We start from the raw sequence: 16,183 nt of genomic DNA on the forward strand, positions 1-16,183 counted from the left end.
CCTATGAGTGCTCAGTTATTTGTTGTTGCAACTCCAATCGGGCACTTAGATGATATTAGTTATCGTGCAATTGAGGTATTGAAGTCGGTTAAAATTATTGCCGCCGAGGATACACGAACTTCCGCACAATTACTTAAACATTTTAGTATCAATACGCCTTTAACTGCCTGCCACGACCATAACGAAAGCAACAAAATCGACCAGCTGATTGAACGCCTAGAAAAGGGTGAAAATATGGCGCTGATCAGTGATGCAGGCACACCATTGATCAGTGACCCCGGCTTTAAACTGGTTCGTGCTGCACAAGAAAAAAATATTCGTGTCATTCCTGTGCCGGGTGCCTGTGCTGCCATTGCAGCTCTCAGTGCTGTCGGCCTACCCAGTGACCGTTTTAGTTTCGAAGGCTTTTTACCGTCTAAACAGTCACAACGTCTTTTAGCACTGGAAAAATTGAAAAATGAAACTCAAACCATGATTATCTATGAAGCGCCGCACCGTATTGTGGACTGCTTAAAAGATATGTCGAATGTCTTTGGTGCAGATCGTCCTGTGGGCTTTGCACGTGAAATTACCAAAACATTTGAAACCATTAAAAAAATGTCATTGGGTGAATTGGTTCATTTTGTCGAATCTGATCATAATCAGCAAAAAGGCGAAATCGTTTTGGTTATTGGTGGTGCGACCGAAGAAAAAGACCTAGAGCAAGAAAAGTTAGACAAATTGCTGACACGTTTACTTCAAGATTTGTCCGTTAAAGCTGCCTCTCAGTTGGCTGCAGATTTAACTGGGATTAAAAAGAAAGTGGCCTATCAACGTGCTTTAGAGTTAACCCAAGCGAACGATTAAGCTTAATTTTTTTTATTTTTAATTTGAACCGCTTATGGGATCTTCGGGCTCCATAAGCTATTCCTTACAACAATTTAAATAGAATGAAAAAAGTTGTTTATTACATGTCCATAAATCTGTCTGTCAAAAAACCGCTGGTGTTCATTCTCTTTAATCTGGTTTGGCTCACGGCCCTTGCATATATTATTTATACTGGCATTCAACCCTATCCGCACTATATTAGTGGCGAGCAAATGACGGCCTATCATAGCGCGATTGCGATGGTCTGTGGATATTATTCCCTCTATTTTGTAGTCGGTAATTTACTGAAACTGAGCCAATTTTGGGATAGGCATCGTTATTGGGCTTATGTCGTTTTGAGTGCGGTATTACTTTTTTAATCTTTTGTCGCTGCTGTGGCGGCCATGCATGCACCGCTGTATATTGCTGCATTTATTATTAATTGTATGTTTTTGCTTTTACTGCATTTTGTGTTCTATCCTATTTACGCGATCAGTCGTAAATATATGAAGCCAAAGACGGCTTAAAATAACTTCACAACGTCATAACTAAACATGCTTAGTTAAAAAATGAATGACGTGCATCATCGCACAAGCGAATGAAGCAAAAAAAACACCACATGACGTGGTGTTTTTTCATTTTAATCTTTTGCCGATTCGTCTGGAGGGACTTCGGTAATACGACCACCACGCGCTAAGAACGCAGCAACTTCATCTTCAAGCGCCTGACGTTGTTTTAGTTTTGCAGTCACTGTTAATGTTTCAGCTTCAGAGGTGTCATCATCAGAGGCAGAATCAGCTGCGTCACCTGCACCTTTTTCAGCTGCTTGTGCTTCATCTTCATCAACTACTGAATCTTCTGGATCATCATAATCGTTCATATCAGTCATTGTGTTCTCCCCGCGAATGACTTCTGTTTGCCAGCGAATGGCTGGTTTTAAATTAACAGAAATTTAGCAATGTCTGAGCATTTCGACTAGTACCCATAATCAAAAAATCGTATCTTTTTTAATCAAAATCGTAACCTTGTTTATACGACTGTCTAAAAAATATCTGACTTTGACCTAAGCTGCGTAGATTGTATCTTTTAAAATACTCAGACCATTGGCTTGAGCCATAAATGCATCTTTAAGAACAGTCTGATTTTCCACTTGTTTTAAACCAAAGTTTCGCGCCCACACCACAGGAGAAAAAGTTGTGGTTTCTAACCAACCAATCGCGGACATACTATGCATCATGGCATCGTTTTGCCCTTTACGGCGGTGTTCATAGCGCTTCAAACTTTGTTCATGTGCCCACACACCACGTTTTTTATCGGTCAAAAGCACATCGCAAAGCACTGCTGCATCTAAACAGCCAATATTCACGCCTTGTCCTGCAAGCGGATGAATCACATGGGCCGCATCTCCAATCAGCGCCAGACCATCATGAACGTATTGCTGTGCCGCTCGTGCCTTCAATGGAAATTTAGCACGTGGCGTTGCTTCTAAGACTTCACCGAGCATGTGATGACTTTCTCGAGTGAGCAACGCAGTAAATTCAACATCGGATAAAGCCACATATTCATCGGCATAATCATCTGGTAAGGTCCACACAATGGATTGCCAATAACCACTTTCTTCTTTTTTCAGACTCGCCATCGGCAAAAATGCCAAAGGCCCAGTTTCTAAGAAAATTTGACGCGCTACATGCTGATGCGGTTGGGCGGTTTTAATTGCACAGCTCACACCGGCTTGTTTATAGTCCAGCACATCTAGATCGATGAAAGCTTGCTCACGAACAAATGAGTTTGCACCATCTGCACCTATCACCAGTTTTGTTTTGAGCTGGGTACCATCTGCGAGGTGAATGATCCACACACCAACGCCGCGCTCAACTCGACTGACCTTAACCTGGGTTCGGTAGTCTTCGAGTTTTTCTAGCATTTTTTGTTGAATGGCTAAATTCAATACGCTTGGTTCAACCATTGAACCTAAAGCTTGCTCAACTGATGGTGTTTGCTCTGCAACATGACCAAAATTGATTTCTCCATAGCCATTTTTATTCCACACCTGCATGCCTGTATAAGGCTGTTGACGGGCAAGTTTTTCCCAAACGCCCACAGTCTTGAGTAAATGAATGGTGGCTTGACTGAGCGCCAAAACCCGAGGATTCGCAACACTTTTGGTTTTTTCTACATCCAAAATAGGTGCCGCATCCAATACCGTAGCCTGCACACCGCCTTGCGCCAACAGCAATGCCGTTAAGCCACCGACCAAGCCACCTCCGACAATCACGGCATCCAGTACATCTGTATGATTTAAACTCATGCTTTTAGCCCCATTGCATAATTCGCGACTAAAGGCTTAATCCCCGGAATGGTGTCAAAGGCAACTAATCCAGTATTGCGAATCAATTTTAAAAATGGGTTCTGGTTGCTAAAACCACGAACAACTGAATCACAGAATTTAATCACCCGCTGCTGATCGGTCAGGCGCGATTTTTCATAATCAAGCAACATAGCTGCATCACCCAGATCTGCATTTTTTTCAACTTGCTCTTTTAAATAACGGCGTAGTACATAGGCATCGCGCATACATAAGTTAAAGCCCTGACCAGCAACTGGGTGAATGGTATGGGCAGCATTTCCCATGAGCACTACACGACCTACAGCTTGTTTCTCTGCAAGTACTTGCGACAATGGGAAGCTGAAACGTTTACCAGTTTTTTGGAATTTACCTGCACGGTCGCCATAGGTTTCTTGTAAAGCATCTAAGAAGTGCTGATCATTTTCATCACCCATCCACTCGCCTTCAGTTCCTTTAGGAACAGGCCAAACCACTGAGCGACGGTATTCACCTGGAAGTGGTAGCAGCGCTAGCGGACCAAGCGGACTAAAACGCTCGAAACCGACATGACCATGCGGTTTAGAGGTTTGTACTGTAGTGACAATCGCCACTTGGTCATAATCATGCACCGATGCGCCAATACCTAAGGCTTTACGGCAGAATGAATCACGGCCATCGGCGGCAATCACAATTTTAGATTGTAGTTTGAGCTGTTCTTCAGCACGCTTTGCTTCAATATAGGCATGGTCTGCATCCTGCGTCAGCGAAGTCACTTGTACGCCGTCAATTAATTCAATGAATTGTTGTTTTTTGACTTCTGTGAGCAGCACACGGCCTAACCATGCATTTTCAATAACTTGTCCAAAGCTTTCGACTTTTTCTTGTTCTGCTTTGAGTCTTGCCTTACCAAAACTGCCTTGCTCTGTAATATTCACTTCTAAAATAGGTGTGGCGTGTTCCTGCAAAGCATCCCAGAGACCTAGTTCTTGATAAATTTGCACCGTACGGCGTGACAATGCGCTGTTTCGTGCATCAAAACTCGAGTGATAAGGCTCAAGGTTTGCATCATCATAATTGTGGTATTTAATGGCTTCTAAAAGTTTTACGCCAATTTTGTCTTTGGCCAACATGAGTGCCAGACTTAAACCGACCATACCACCACCAACTATGATGACTTCTTGCTGCATGCTTGTTTCCTTTTTTATCAAGTATTCGAATTTAGGACATTCACTCGAAATACATATAATCTGTAATGAATTTTATCTTACATCAAGGGCATGATTTTTTATAATGAAATACAAATTAGTTGCAGGTATTTGCACTGATTAAATACAAAATTAATCATCTCTTACCGTAAATATTGATCTTTAAAAAAGAGAAAATCACAATAAAAATGGCTAAGTCCATCAGAATCAACCATCATTTGCGTAAATCAGCGTCATTTGAACATGTCATGTTTTGATGCATTCAAAAGGATGATATCAAGCTAACAACCTGATGATTAGCCTTTAGCCATTGCTCAATTAGTTGAATAAGTGATTGCAGCTGCAGAAACCACTTATGTTACACCATTCGGTTTAATGAGCTTTTCATTACACAACATTTTCTGGATATATTCCGCAGCAGAATATATCCAGAAAATGTAATTTTTGTTGTGTTATTGGCGCCTTATCCTAAAGTTGATGCACGTACCAAGCTTTAATTTGAGTTAGGTACAGAGCAACTCTAAAGCGATGTCGAGCACTATTATTCAAACAGGTTTTAGCGCCAACTTTACCTTGGCATGGTGTGAAAATACTATGGCGCAAACCTTAGAAAATACGCTGCAAACCAATAATTGAGAAAGATTTACCCACCAAGCTGAGTTGTAGATTCATACCGATATGACTGAGACAGCGAAAAAAAAAATCAACAAACAAACATTAGTGAATGGCTGTAATTATGATTATATGCACCCGAGTGTATGGTCAAATATGCTATAGATCTGATTTCACATGCTGAACCGGCAACCGGACATTTGGCCGTATATGAAAAACCGGAAGAGTTTTTAAAATTAGCGACAGAATTTTTACAAAAGTCTTAATCGCAAAGTGAAGCTAAAAAGCCGATCAATAGATCGGCTTTTTTTATATTTATTTAATATTTTCCATGATTTGGTCAAAATATTGCGCTCATGTATTCAATTTATTTTCATAGCAATAGATAAAGATATAGAACACAAAAGACAGAAATGATCTCCTTAATACGGAATAATTTAAATGAATGGCTTAAGTATTAAAATGCTGGATTAATTTCTTCAATCGAATTTCTGCATCTTGATTAAAAGCATTCGCCGCTTGGTGATACCAGCGTTTCGCCATCTTTAAATCTTGAGCTGCGCCATTGCCTAGCTCATACATTAAGCCAATTTTATAGGGAGCAATTGCACAGCCTTGTTTTGCCGATTGCTTGTACAAGCTCATTGCTACATTATAATCTTGATCAAGAATTTCGCCCTTTTCATATATTTCAGCAAGAGTCGTTCTTGCGTTTATATTTCCCTTTTCCACTGACTGATTCAGTAGATCTAAAGCGATATGAATATGTGTTTTAAATGGCTTTTTGAACAACAGCACGGCTAACTTCAGCATCGCTGCATCATCACCCTGATCAGCCGCTTTTTGATACCATCCTTGTGCTGTAACATCATTTTTTTCGACGCCGCATCCCGTTTCATACATTTCACCCAATTTAATTTGGGCTGCAATATCCCCTCTTGAGGCTAAACTCAAATAATCATCATAAGTACGCTGATTGTTATACTTAAACTTTATTTTCTTTACTGGATTATAATCACTATCAAAGATTTCAAAACCGACATAGTTTTTAAAGAGTTCAATCAATAACTGCCGAACCAATTGAGTATGATAAATTAAATGATCCTTTTCGCTAAAATAATAATACTGATAATAGCTTTCCAAATCTTGATTGATTTCTTCTTTTAAACTGTTTAAATCAGTCGTCCATTTTTTTTGAACTTTGCCATTTTCAACATATTCGTATAAATACCTTGTTGAAAAGTTTAACCATTCCTTTTCAAAATCTTGTCTTTCTCCATCCATGTAAAGTTCCTCTTCTTCCGCTTGAATGACACATCTGATTTCTACACCCTCTTTATAAAGCGCATAGCTATAGCTTGAATTTGTGTCTGCAAAATCAAAGAAGATCATCCATTTCATCGGCAACTGACTGCTTAGCAAACTGCTCCATTTTTCAGGTTCAGTAAAAGCAAAATGTGCTAATCCGGCACTATTGATACAAACAATATGATCCGTCAGCCACTCTATATCTAATGCAGATTTTGAGTTTTCTTCAAAATAAACCAGCCAATCATTTACCAGTCTTTCAATATCCTGTTGATTGCCATTAAAGGGAATAACCACCCCAGCTTTTCTAACGCCCATAATTATGATTAAAATAAAAAATTTATACGATTAATTTAAAAAGACTTATATCTAATTTTTGTAAAAACTTAACATAATAAAATCAACTACATTGCTAATTAACCTTGTCTATATGACTAGTATTTATAAGACTGCTTGTAGATAAAAAAGCCGATCATCTGACCGGCTTTTTTAATTACTATATTAACTTAAGCGGCTTTCGCTTTCGCCATCAGCGCTTCAATGTCTTCTACAGATTTCACCACTGCAGCTGTTAAAACACGTGGACCATTTTTAGTCGCTACAACATCATCTTCAATACGAATACCGATACCACGCCATTTCGCATCAACGCTTTCATCATCTGGCGCAATATAAAGACCTGGCTCAACAGTCACAACCATACCTTCCTCATAGGCACGCCATTCACCCTCTTGTTTGTATGAACCGACGTCATGCACATCCATACCAAGCCAATGACCCGTACCATGCATATAGAATTGGCGGTAACTTTCTTTTGCGATGATTTCGTCAATATCTCCTTGCATAATGCCAAGATCCAATAAACCTTGAACTAAAATACGCACTGCAACGTTATGTGGTTCTTTATAAGAGTTGCCGATACGCACCGCATCAATCGCCGCAATTTGCGCATCGAGTACGATATTATAAAGTGCTTTTTGTTCAGGGCTGAATTTACCGTTGACTGGGAAAGTACGGGTAATGTCTGAGGCATACAGCTGATATTCACATGCTGCATCAATCAGTACCAAATCACCATCTTTGAGTTCTTTGTCATTTTCCACATAGTGCAAAATACAGCCATTTTCACCGCCGCCGACAATGCTGTTATAGGAAGGCACACAGCCATTTTTACCAAAGACATAATTCAGTTCTGCTTCTAGTGCATATTCCATCATGCCCGGTTTAACCGTTTGCATGGCACGAGTATGCGCTTCTGCTGAAATATCCGAAGCAATCTGCATCAATTCAAGTTCATCATCAGACTTGTGCAGACGCATTTCATCAATAATACGATCAAGCTGAATCACTTGTGCAGGCGCACTCGCACCTTTGCGTGATTCACCACTCGCTGTTGCAATCCACTGCGCCACACGTGCATCGAAATCAGCTTGCTGACCTATTCGATAGAATAATTTATCTTTATTTTGTAATTTTTCTAAAATTTCTTCATCAAGCAAATCAATTGCATAAGCTTCATCGGCTTCATAATCATCTACTGCCCCATCTACACCCGCACGGTAGCCATTCCAAATTTCCATTTCACGGTCACGTTCACGGCAGAATAAACTGTAGCTATAACCTTCTTCTTCCGTATCAAAAGTTTCAATCACTGCAACCGCTTCAGGTTCAGCAAAACCTGTTAAATAAAAGAAACTACTATCAGCTCGAAATTTATAATCTGCGTCGCGATTACGCATGGCTTCTTTGCTCGTGGCAATAATTGCAATACTACGTAGTCCCATTTCACCCGCAAGGATGTCTCGACGTTCTTGAAAATCCGCTTGAGTTAATTTCTTCATTTAAATACTTCTTATACCTGCTGGCTGATATTGTTTAAATTTTGATTCAATTGAATATGAATCTCTCAATCTATGTGAGGCATGTATAAAAACACGTAATACCTCACATAGATATAAGCAAAATTAATGCCTTAGCTTGGACGATGTGGGGTGAACATTTCAACCACATTACCCACTTGAGCCGATGAATTTTTAGCGCTCAGTTGTAGCAACGGTGTTTCTGAAACATCAACTTTGGTACGTCCCATAGACAGGCTCACTGGGATTAAACGAACAAATTCGTATAATTCCTGATAGCTTTCTTCACCTTCTTCATCATCATCTGAATCTTCAAATTCTACTGAAGCGACATCCTGTAAATGCTCAATCAATTCTTGTTCATTGGTGCGCAGATGACCTGCCGCCAAACCAAAACCAAGAACAACACCTGCACACCAATCTGCCAAGGCTTGCACACGCTCACCTAGCAAGTGATCATCATCTGGTAATAAAGGAAGATAGTCGAGTTCATCATCTGAAAGTGAATGAGCTACATCTTCTGCTTCTTCAGTCAACAATGCCACCGCATCTTCGTCTAATTCAGCTACATCAAGCGTTGCTAAAATTTGTTGCCACTCTTCACGAGTCGGGGGTTGTGACACACAAACTATACCAGTGAGTAGACCATGTAACTCACTTGGGCTTGAAATTTCTTCAATTTTAGAAAAATTCTGGGACCAATCTGACCAACCTGAAATATCGTCTTGCATTCGCTTATCCAATCTCTATACTTCGTATATATTACCTTTGTTTGCAAGACTGTGCGACTACGTTATGTTAGAAGAATTACAGCGTCTCCAAGCGCATATTAGCGTTTTAAAAAAGCGACTGGCGCAATTTGAAAGCGAAAATAATGCCCTACAAGATGAGAAAAACTCGTCTGATGAGCACCATCATGCTCAAATTGTACATAAGAACGGTATTATCACCTCCAAACAAGAAGAAATTGATACGCTGAATGAGCAATTAACTGATTCACGTGCTCAACTTCAACAGCTGAATACTGATGCAACTGCTTTGGCTGACCGATATAGCCGTCTTGAAAAAAGCTGTACTGATCTAAAAAATCGTTTTCAAGAAATTTTGGCAGAACGTAATGAGCTACGTATCGTTAAAGAAAAGATGCAAAATGAACAGCGTCATGCTCAACAAGAAATTCAAGGTTTGCAGCAAGAACGTGAACGTTTATTGCAAAAAAATGAACATGCCAAAGCAAAAGTTGAAGCGATTATTCAACGTTTAGCTATTTTAGGTACAGCTCAAGATCAACATGCGCAAGAAATTCAACAATTGGCACATCCGACTGAAAGTAATGAGGAAGTTTGATCATGAGTGAACAAATTGCAGTTGATTTAAAAGTTCTAGGTCATAGTTTCCGTTTAGCAACGACTTCTGACCAACAAACCGATTTAGAACGCGCAGCACAATTACTGAATGACAAATACGATGAATTTCGTCGTAAAGCACCACGTATGGAACCGAGTAAGCTGATCATTATGGTCGCACTTGAATTAATGCAAGAAGTCTTGTCAATGAATAAGAGTTTGCAAGAATATGCAAACTGCGAACTTTTGTTGCAAAATATTTTGGAACAAGTTGAAGAATTGACTGATTAATCGGTGGTTTAGTGATTATACTTTGCCCGATTGCTTCATTTTAAACACTTTGTCAGTGTTTGGTGATTTGCCAATAACGCTGAATTCGTTATACTGAGCACATCTCTGAGGTGTTCGCCAGCTAGGTCTAATCCCCTGCCGATACTTAAACTTATGGATGTGTTCTGTATATTCTGAGCGTATGCCCTCCTCGAGTGGGAAACCCAGCGAGTGTACGTCGCGTCCACCTTGAACTCATCGGGTTCAGGGTCACGACATTTGCAGCGGCATCTTCGGAGTGTTTATTTTCCAAATCCTTATTTAAATTATAAGTATTTGATTTAAAAACATTTTTAATTTACTATTCTATTTCCGCGCCACTCTACTTTTGTTCTCCCCCTTAATTATTTCATTTGTTTAGTTTAAAAGTTTATTTACTCAAGTTAATTCATTTTTTGAGTTGTTCCAGTTTAGCTAACTGTCTATCCAAAGCTCTGTCCATTTCAGGAAGTATTTGTCGTAAATATTGAATTGATGAAATGGCTTCATCCAATTTCACGACGCCTTTTTTAACCAAGTTATATTGTTGCTCGAGTAGAGCGAGTACTTGATTTTGATTCGGCTGCTGTCCCTGACTCATCAGCGTGTTTATTTGCTGAAATTGTTGATATACCTGTTCACGTTGCTGTAATAACTGGGTGTGCATTTCCTTATCTTGTCTTTCTTGTTTTTGTTTTGAACTTTGATCATTTAAAGCATTATTAGTGGTTTGCACTGTAAGCGGGCTAAGAACTTTTTGTGTATCCAGTTGAGTCTGTTGCTGCTCTACGTGCTCTTGCTTTGGCTTTAAAAATAGAATTATCAACCCTAAAAACAAGCTAAACGTTAATCCTAAAGCTATCAATTTTTTATTCATGATGCAGTCTCTAAATGTTCTTTAATTAAAAAATTCAGAGCCGATTTGACTCTGATTTTTCCATTTTCTTTTGATTTAAACTGTTTTACTGACTGCCCCATCCTGCTGGTGCATAACCTAAACGAACACGCTGTGGGTGATTGCCAACTGGAACTGTGATGACTTTTTCACCTGTTGCAAAATCAATCACGGTTACTGCATCTGTGGCACTTTCAGAAATGACACAGCGTTTACCATCTGGACTTTGCGTTGCCCAATACGGTTTGCCTGCAGCAATCAATTTCGCCACGGTCAAAGTTTTACGATCGACGATGGTGGCATAATCATCCATCGTTCCTGCAACACATAGTTTTTCACCATCTCCACTGATCGAAAGCCCATGATGGCGTGAGTCATTTACCCATTTCGTGCGATCAGAGGGAATAGTTGTACTTCCCGGAAGCTGTGCAATGCGCGTGACTTTGCCTTGATTGAGATCATATTCGACCAAGCCATTAAAAAATGAGACTTGCGCATAGATTTTGGATTCATCTTTGCTAAACACAATTGGACGCACAGCGTTTGATAGGTCTTTACGACCAAAGGCATCCAATGCAGGACGAAAATCAATTTTCTTCAAGACTTTAAAATTATTAGCATCGGCAATGGTGATATAGCGTTTGCCTTTGGTAAAGTCTTGCCAAGATGCATCCATGGCTGTTTCGACATTACCAATGGCTGAATTTAAGATTTTAGTACCGTTGGCAAAATAGATATTTTCATGTGGTTTATCGCCCGTCGCAAAACGTCCTAGCTCTTTGCCCGTGTTGATATCAATTATATGTACAACATTCCCTGAAGATGCTGAAACAGCAACTTGTTGCCCATCGGGTGAAACCGCCATATGGTCTGCGCGAAATCCTTCAACTGGTGTGCGCCAATTGATTTTTCCTGTTGCTATGTTAATCGAGACTACATCTGCATAACTTGGGCGTGATGCAACTACCGATTTGCCATCTGGTGTGGAATACATGTCATCGACCAATTGATCATTTCCCTCTCCTGCTGTATTACGAATATAGCTATAGGCGATCAATTTTACTGGGTTAAGGTAAATTTCAGTGAGCCGTTCTTTTTTGTCGGGCACCATATTGATGACACCAACTTTCTGATAGTTTTTTGCAGGATTGATGACTGTAACCGTACCATCCCAGTTATTGCCGACAAAAAAGACTTGCTGGCTATTGGGTGGAACGGGTGCAGTGGTTGTCGCTGCGAAAGTAAGTGGCGACACCGCAACCGTCATACAAAGAAGTGTCCTGATCCAGAGATTCTTTTTCATTTTTATTGTCCATTGATTTGTTTTTATGCATACCTTTTGAGCTACGTCATCAGATAAGTGTCGCTTTTTAAGCGCAAAGAAAGCTTATTCAATATACAAGTGTAGATATAGCGTATTTGTTTTAATTCCGATGAGTTGTTGATTAAAACCAAGTCTTCAATCTGCATTCACTTTTTGGGAAGCAAAAAAAAGCACCCGAAGGTGCTTTTTTAGTTCATCAAATTATTAGTAAATAATTTGATTATTATTGATTAGGTCATCTAGTTCGACTTTGCTGGTTTGATTGAGCAAGACCACGAGATCTTGTGATTCATATTCCGTACCTGATGTGCCATCACGGTCAATTGAAATCACAGCTGAATCAGTTTCTTCGTCATATTCTACTGTTACAAACTCTGCGAGATTTGCTTCAGTTGCATCGTCAGAAAGTAATGAAGATATATCGATTTGGTCAGCAATAGAAAAATCATTTACTGTTGTTAATGTATTACCGCCCAAATTGTCGTTTGCGAGAAGGTCGAAAACAATATCACCAATAAGTAAACTTTCACTTTCTAATGAGAACATCGCAAACGATGCTGTCGCAGTCACTGTATCCTGAATAGGAAGCACATTGTTACTGTTTCCTAACTCTGTTTCGAGCTGGGTTGTAAGTACATTTACATCTTGAATTGAGGTTTCAGGGACTGTAACTTTCACTACAAAATCTTCAACTTGACTACTTGAAGTGCCTTGATAAGTATAATACCCATCTGAATCTTTGCTTACTGATATACCATTTACCGAAACTTTGGCATCAACTAAAGCATCAAGAGCAGCAGATTTAAATTTCACACCATTTACATTCACATTTTCCTCTGCATCATTTAGAACTTCTGCATGTAAAGTAAATTGTAAAACTTTCTCTGGAGCGTCTGCTTCCGGAGCTAATACACCAAGTTGATCCTGTCCATTTTGATTTTTCTCACCTGTCTTAGCAATTTGAGTTCCATCCGTAAATAGTACACCTTCCAACATATTAATTTGGAAACCACTTACATTTTGGAAACCCGTAATACTTAAGTTAAAACCATCAATATAGTTGGTTGTATCAGAGTTGTTTAAAATCATTGAATTGACAGGATATTTTTCACCTGAATACGCTTCATCAAATACAATCCAATCACTCGGAGTACCTTTTTAACCTCCAAAGTCTTTAGGGAAACTATTTGAGAAATTAAGCCCAAGCTCTTTCTGAGTCAGAACTTTGTTAATTTTCTCCCAATTGATAATAATAATTTCAGAAACGTTAATTTCACTTTTCAAATTAGTAAAGATTCTTAGCGCATTGTTAATTTTATTGAAATCATTACCATACTGTGGATCATTGATAATAGCTTGCATCTGTGCAGCAATATCTACAATTTTCGCACCCGCAACAAGATCATCAGAAACATAATTACCTTGTGCATCTTTATAAATCGTACCTAGGTTTGGAACTTTAATCACTGAACTTGATGAACCACCACTTGTTCCACCTGATGTTGAAGTTGATACCGAAATTTCACTTGTTAATGTTGCTTTTAACTCAATGAGTTCAGCATTGCCAGTTACAGGAGTTGTAACCTTACCATCAGTAACTTGAAGACTTATCGAAGGTAGTGCAGCACCTGAATTTAACTGATCCGCACCTTTCTGAGTTAAGGTTACAGATTGATCAGCCACTGATAATTGATAGAAACCGTCGGCACTAACTGTCGAGCCATTAGCAAATGTCACAGTCAGACTATCATTATCTGCATCCGATGCAGCATAAGCAGCAATTTTTTGACCGGCAACAGCTGCACCAATAGTGACTACTTCTGGTTCAATTTCAATTTCAGGTGCAGCGTTTGTTACAGAAGCAGGATACAAAATTACACCGAACTCTAATTCTGAACTTGCAGTTGAACCATTCGATTTTTCAGTTGCAAGAGATTCAAGCTTCACGTTCAACTGTAAAGAATTACCCGTAACAGCCAAACTTGGTGGTGCAATCGCCACTAAGCTTGAACCTTCGATACTCATGCCATCAGCGACAAAACTTAAATTGCCATTTGTATCCGCAGTTCCAAGCAATACTCGAGTTCCGTCCTCTGTAATACCATAAATTTTCATACCTTCAACTAAACCAGAGAAATTCAGTGTTAAGCTTTCAGAACTATCGAGATCATTCAAACTAGTATTAAGTAGACCAAGAGAAATATCCTGTCCAACTTCACCACTTAGGTTGAAATATGGTCTATGGAAACCATTTTGATCTTTATCGGTACTACTTCCTTGAATCAAGTCAGATACTTGCCATTCCACAGAAGGATTAGTCTGTTGATAAAAATTATTCAGATCTGATACAGCAGCATCAAGACTAGGATAATAACTTATCTTATCACCATGTGACTGATCGATTAATTGGAAATCATAATTACCCTGACCTGCTTGGTTATGCATGTAGAAATCAAAGGTATAGAACCCTGACTCTTTAGCGGTAAAGCTAAGGTCTACCGATTGGCTCAAGCCTCCCCAACTCACAAATACAGGATCTTGGTTTCCAATAATCAACATACCACTATCATCTGCTTTACCTTTATAGCTATAAGTATGCCCAGCTTCCAAATACACATAACCTGTAATTGCAACGTCTTCATAGGTTGCTACACTTGAATCAACCAAACTTGTAGTTTCACTAGTGCTTGCAGGTGGAAGAGTTGTATTTTTCGAACTGGTTAAGTATTCAAAAACCGTTCTCAAGGTATCTGCTGGCATGCCATTACCATTACCTTGCAATAAATTATAAGATTTTCCATCAACAGTAACAGTTTTAAGATTATTCCAAGTTTGAATATTTAAATTAACTGCCGTTGGGCTCCAATCTAATAAATCTAATGTTAAAGAAGGCTTATCTGCCACTGCATCAACAACAATTTCCAATTCACCTGAAGTCACATGTTTACCATCAGAAACATTAAATTCTAGGCCTGCATATACTCCGCCGTCAGTTACTGAAGCTTCGTTAAAATCTGGCGCAAATACAACTTTTCCGGCATTAATATCAGCATAAGATAGTGTTTGACCCACGATGATTGGTGTTTTATTCCCAGCAGCATCTACGATTGTCAATACACCGTCTTTTGGCAGATTTGTTACCGTAATAACAAGCTGATCATTTGCTGTATTTGCATCTGAAATACCAAAATGCGCCCATGTTAATGTCACACTTTGATCTTCTGTCGTAACCACTTGGGTTGTTTCAACTTCAGGAGCGATATTGTCCACTGGGACAGTTTTATCTACTTCCTCACCCGGATTACCTGATTTATCTTCATAGCTTTCTGTTGGGACAGTTACTGTAATGTCACCATCAACACCCGGAGGTACTTCACCAGTCACACATATGAGCCATCTGGTTGTTCCACTGGCGGCGTAAATGGTACTTCGATTGGAGCATTTGGACCTTCAACAATGATTTTATCTTCTGTAATTGTCGATGGATCAACATCATCAGGATAAGTCACAGTGATCTTACCATCTGGTGTAATCGTCACTTCTGCTACAAGCGGAACCATATTGATGTTTTCGTTGCCTGTACCTGGTAGACCCAGGTTACCCGAAGTGTCTTCATATGAACCTTCTGGTACATTAACCGTAACTTTGCCTTCAACGTCCTCTGGCACTTTACCCGTTACCGTAATTGAACCGTCTGGTTGAGTCTCAGGTGTACCAAACTCAACCACGATGTCTTTGCCATTTGGATCTTTAACCGTAATTTGGTCAGGCGTAATTGTGGATGGATCGGTGTCATCAGGGTAAGTCTGTACGATGTCACCATTCGGTGTCACAGTCACTTCAACTTGTGGACGCTCAGTTGTCGCATGTTCAACTTTTCCTGGCGTAAATAAATATGCAAAACCAGATAATTTATTGTTTCAAAACAATATGATTGATGCATATAAAATACATGTTCAACGTGATGAAAAATTATGCGCAGATGATTAAGCTAAGAACCAAAAATGTGCAACTAAGCTCTATATAGATGACTTTAAAGCCGGTGATTTTTATATTAATAATTCTGCTGATTTTTATTTAAAAGAAGGTGAATACCAATTTAAGGTGAAAAATTGTACAAATCATTGTGAAAATTATTCAGTTAGCTATTATG

Annotated in this window: 15 protein-coding genes and 1 other RNA gene; 5 read left to right on the top strand and 11 right to left on the bottom strand. The window is 39.3% G+C overall.

Annotated elements, in window-relative coordinates:
- Positions 1-3: 3 nt before the first annotated feature.
- Both rsmI and FTU34_RS08575 read left to right on the top strand, forming a co-directional pair.
- Positions 4-846, top strand: a complete 843-nt coding sequence (gene rsmI, locus FTU34_RS08570; RefSeq protein WP_180035397.1) for a 16S rRNA (cytidine(1402)-2'-O)-methyltransferase — start codon at positions 4-6, stop codon at positions 844-846.
- Positions 847-950: 104 nt separating this feature from the next.
- Complete coding sequence (locus tag FTU34_RS08575) at positions 951-1,226, top strand: hypothetical protein (protein WP_257226245.1); 276 nt, start codon at positions 951-953, stop codon at positions 1,224-1,226.
- 260 nt (positions 1,227-1,486) lie between these two features.
- Here FTU34_RS08575 and FTU34_RS08580 read toward each other — a convergent pair whose 3' ends face one another.
- From FTU34_RS08580 to FTU34_RS08605, 6 genes are all read right to left on the bottom strand, one after another.
- Entirely contained in the window at positions 1,487-1,735 is a 249-nt protein-coding gene (locus tag FTU34_RS08580; RefSeq protein WP_078192934.1) for a hypothetical protein, read from the bottom strand.
- A 174-nt stretch (positions 1,736-1,909) separates the two neighbouring features.
- Positions 1,910-3,154 (bottom strand): FAD-dependent monooxygenase, encoded by a 1,245-nt coding sequence (locus FTU34_RS08585; protein ID WP_180035396.1) that lies wholly within the window; start codon positions 3,152-3,154, stop codon positions 1,910-1,912.
- A complete protein-coding gene (locus tag FTU34_RS08590; protein WP_180035395.1) occupies positions 3,151-4,359 on the bottom strand; it encodes an FAD-dependent monooxygenase in 1,209 nt (402 codons plus the stop codon). Before FTU34_RS08590 ends, FTU34_RS08585 begins: the two co-directional genes overlap by 4 nt.
- A 1,080-nt stretch (positions 4,360-5,439) precedes the next feature.
- A complete protein-coding gene (locus FTU34_RS08595; RefSeq protein WP_180035394.1) occupies positions 5,440-6,615 on the bottom strand; it encodes a tetratricopeptide repeat protein in 1,176 nt (391 codons plus the stop codon).
- Positions 6,616-6,803: 188 nt separating this feature from the next.
- Entirely contained in the window at positions 6,804-8,138 is a 1,335-nt protein-coding gene (gene pepP / locus FTU34_RS08600; protein ID WP_180035393.1) for a Xaa-Pro aminopeptidase, read from the bottom strand.
- A 131-nt stretch (positions 8,139-8,269) separates the two neighbouring features.
- A complete protein-coding gene (locus tag FTU34_RS08605; RefSeq protein ID WP_078192939.1) occupies positions 8,270-8,887 on the bottom strand; it encodes a UPF0149 family protein in 618 nt (205 codons plus the stop codon).
- A gap of 64 nt (positions 8,888-8,951) precedes the next feature.
- Between FTU34_RS08605 and FTU34_RS08610 the strand changes: the two genes are divergently transcribed.
- From FTU34_RS08610 to ssrS, 3 genes are all read left to right on the top strand, one after another.
- Positions 8,952-9,503: a hypothetical protein gene (locus FTU34_RS08610; RefSeq protein WP_078192940.1), complete on the top strand. Its 552-nt coding sequence runs from the start codon at positions 8,952-8,954 to the stop codon at positions 9,501-9,503.
- Positions 9,504-9,505: 2 nt separating this feature from the next.
- A complete protein-coding gene (locus FTU34_RS08615; protein WP_078192941.1) occupies positions 9,506-9,793 on the top strand; it encodes a cell division protein ZapA in 288 nt (95 codons plus the stop codon).
- A gap of 99 nt (positions 9,794-9,892) precedes the next feature.
- Positions 9,893-10,075, top strand: a non-coding RNA gene (ssrS, locus tag FTU34_RS08620) — 6S RNA.
- A 145-nt stretch (positions 10,076-10,220) separates the two neighbouring features.
- On the opposite strand, the gene FTU34_RS08625 is transcribed toward ssrS, so the two are convergent.
- The 5 genes from FTU34_RS08625 to FTU34_RS08645 all read right to left on the bottom strand — a co-directional run bounded on the left by FTU34_RS08625 (position 10,221) and on the right by FTU34_RS08645 (position 15,863).
- Positions 10,221-10,688, bottom strand: a complete 468-nt coding sequence (locus FTU34_RS08625) for a hypothetical protein (RefSeq protein WP_180035392.1) — start codon at positions 10,686-10,688, stop codon at positions 10,221-10,223.
- Positions 10,689-10,773: 85 nt separating this feature from the next.
- The gene (locus FTU34_RS08630; RefSeq protein WP_257226254.1) at positions 10,774-11,973 is read right to left on the bottom strand and encodes a YncE family protein; all 1,200 of its coding nucleotides are present in this window, start codon (positions 11,971-11,973) and stop codon (positions 10,774-10,776) included.
- A 261-nt stretch (positions 11,974-12,234) separates the two neighbouring features.
- Positions 12,235-13,119 carry a type I secretion C-terminal target domain-containing protein gene (locus FTU34_RS08635; protein ID WP_180035390.1) on the bottom strand — a complete coding sequence of 295 codons (885 nt, stop codon included), beginning with the start codon at positions 13,117-13,119 and terminating at the stop codon, positions 12,235-12,237.
- Positions 13,120-13,188: 69 nt separating this feature from the next.
- The gene (locus tag FTU34_RS08640; RefSeq protein WP_180035389.1) at positions 13,189-15,414 is read right to left on the bottom strand and encodes a cadherin-like domain-containing protein; all 2,226 of its coding nucleotides are present in this window, start codon (positions 15,412-15,414) and stop codon (positions 13,189-13,191) included.
- Positions 15,411-15,863: a hypothetical protein gene (locus FTU34_RS08645; protein WP_180035388.1), complete on the bottom strand. Its 453-nt coding sequence runs from the start codon at positions 15,861-15,863 to the stop codon at positions 15,411-15,413. Before FTU34_RS08645 ends, FTU34_RS08640 begins: the two co-directional genes overlap by 4 nt.
- Positions 15,864-16,183: the final 320 nt, after the last annotated feature.

The organism is Acinetobacter sp. YH12094 (assembly GCF_013419295.1).
In the GTDB taxonomy this organism is placed as follows: domain Bacteria; phylum Pseudomonadota; class Gammaproteobacteria; order Pseudomonadales; family Moraxellaceae; genus Acinetobacter; species Acinetobacter amyesii.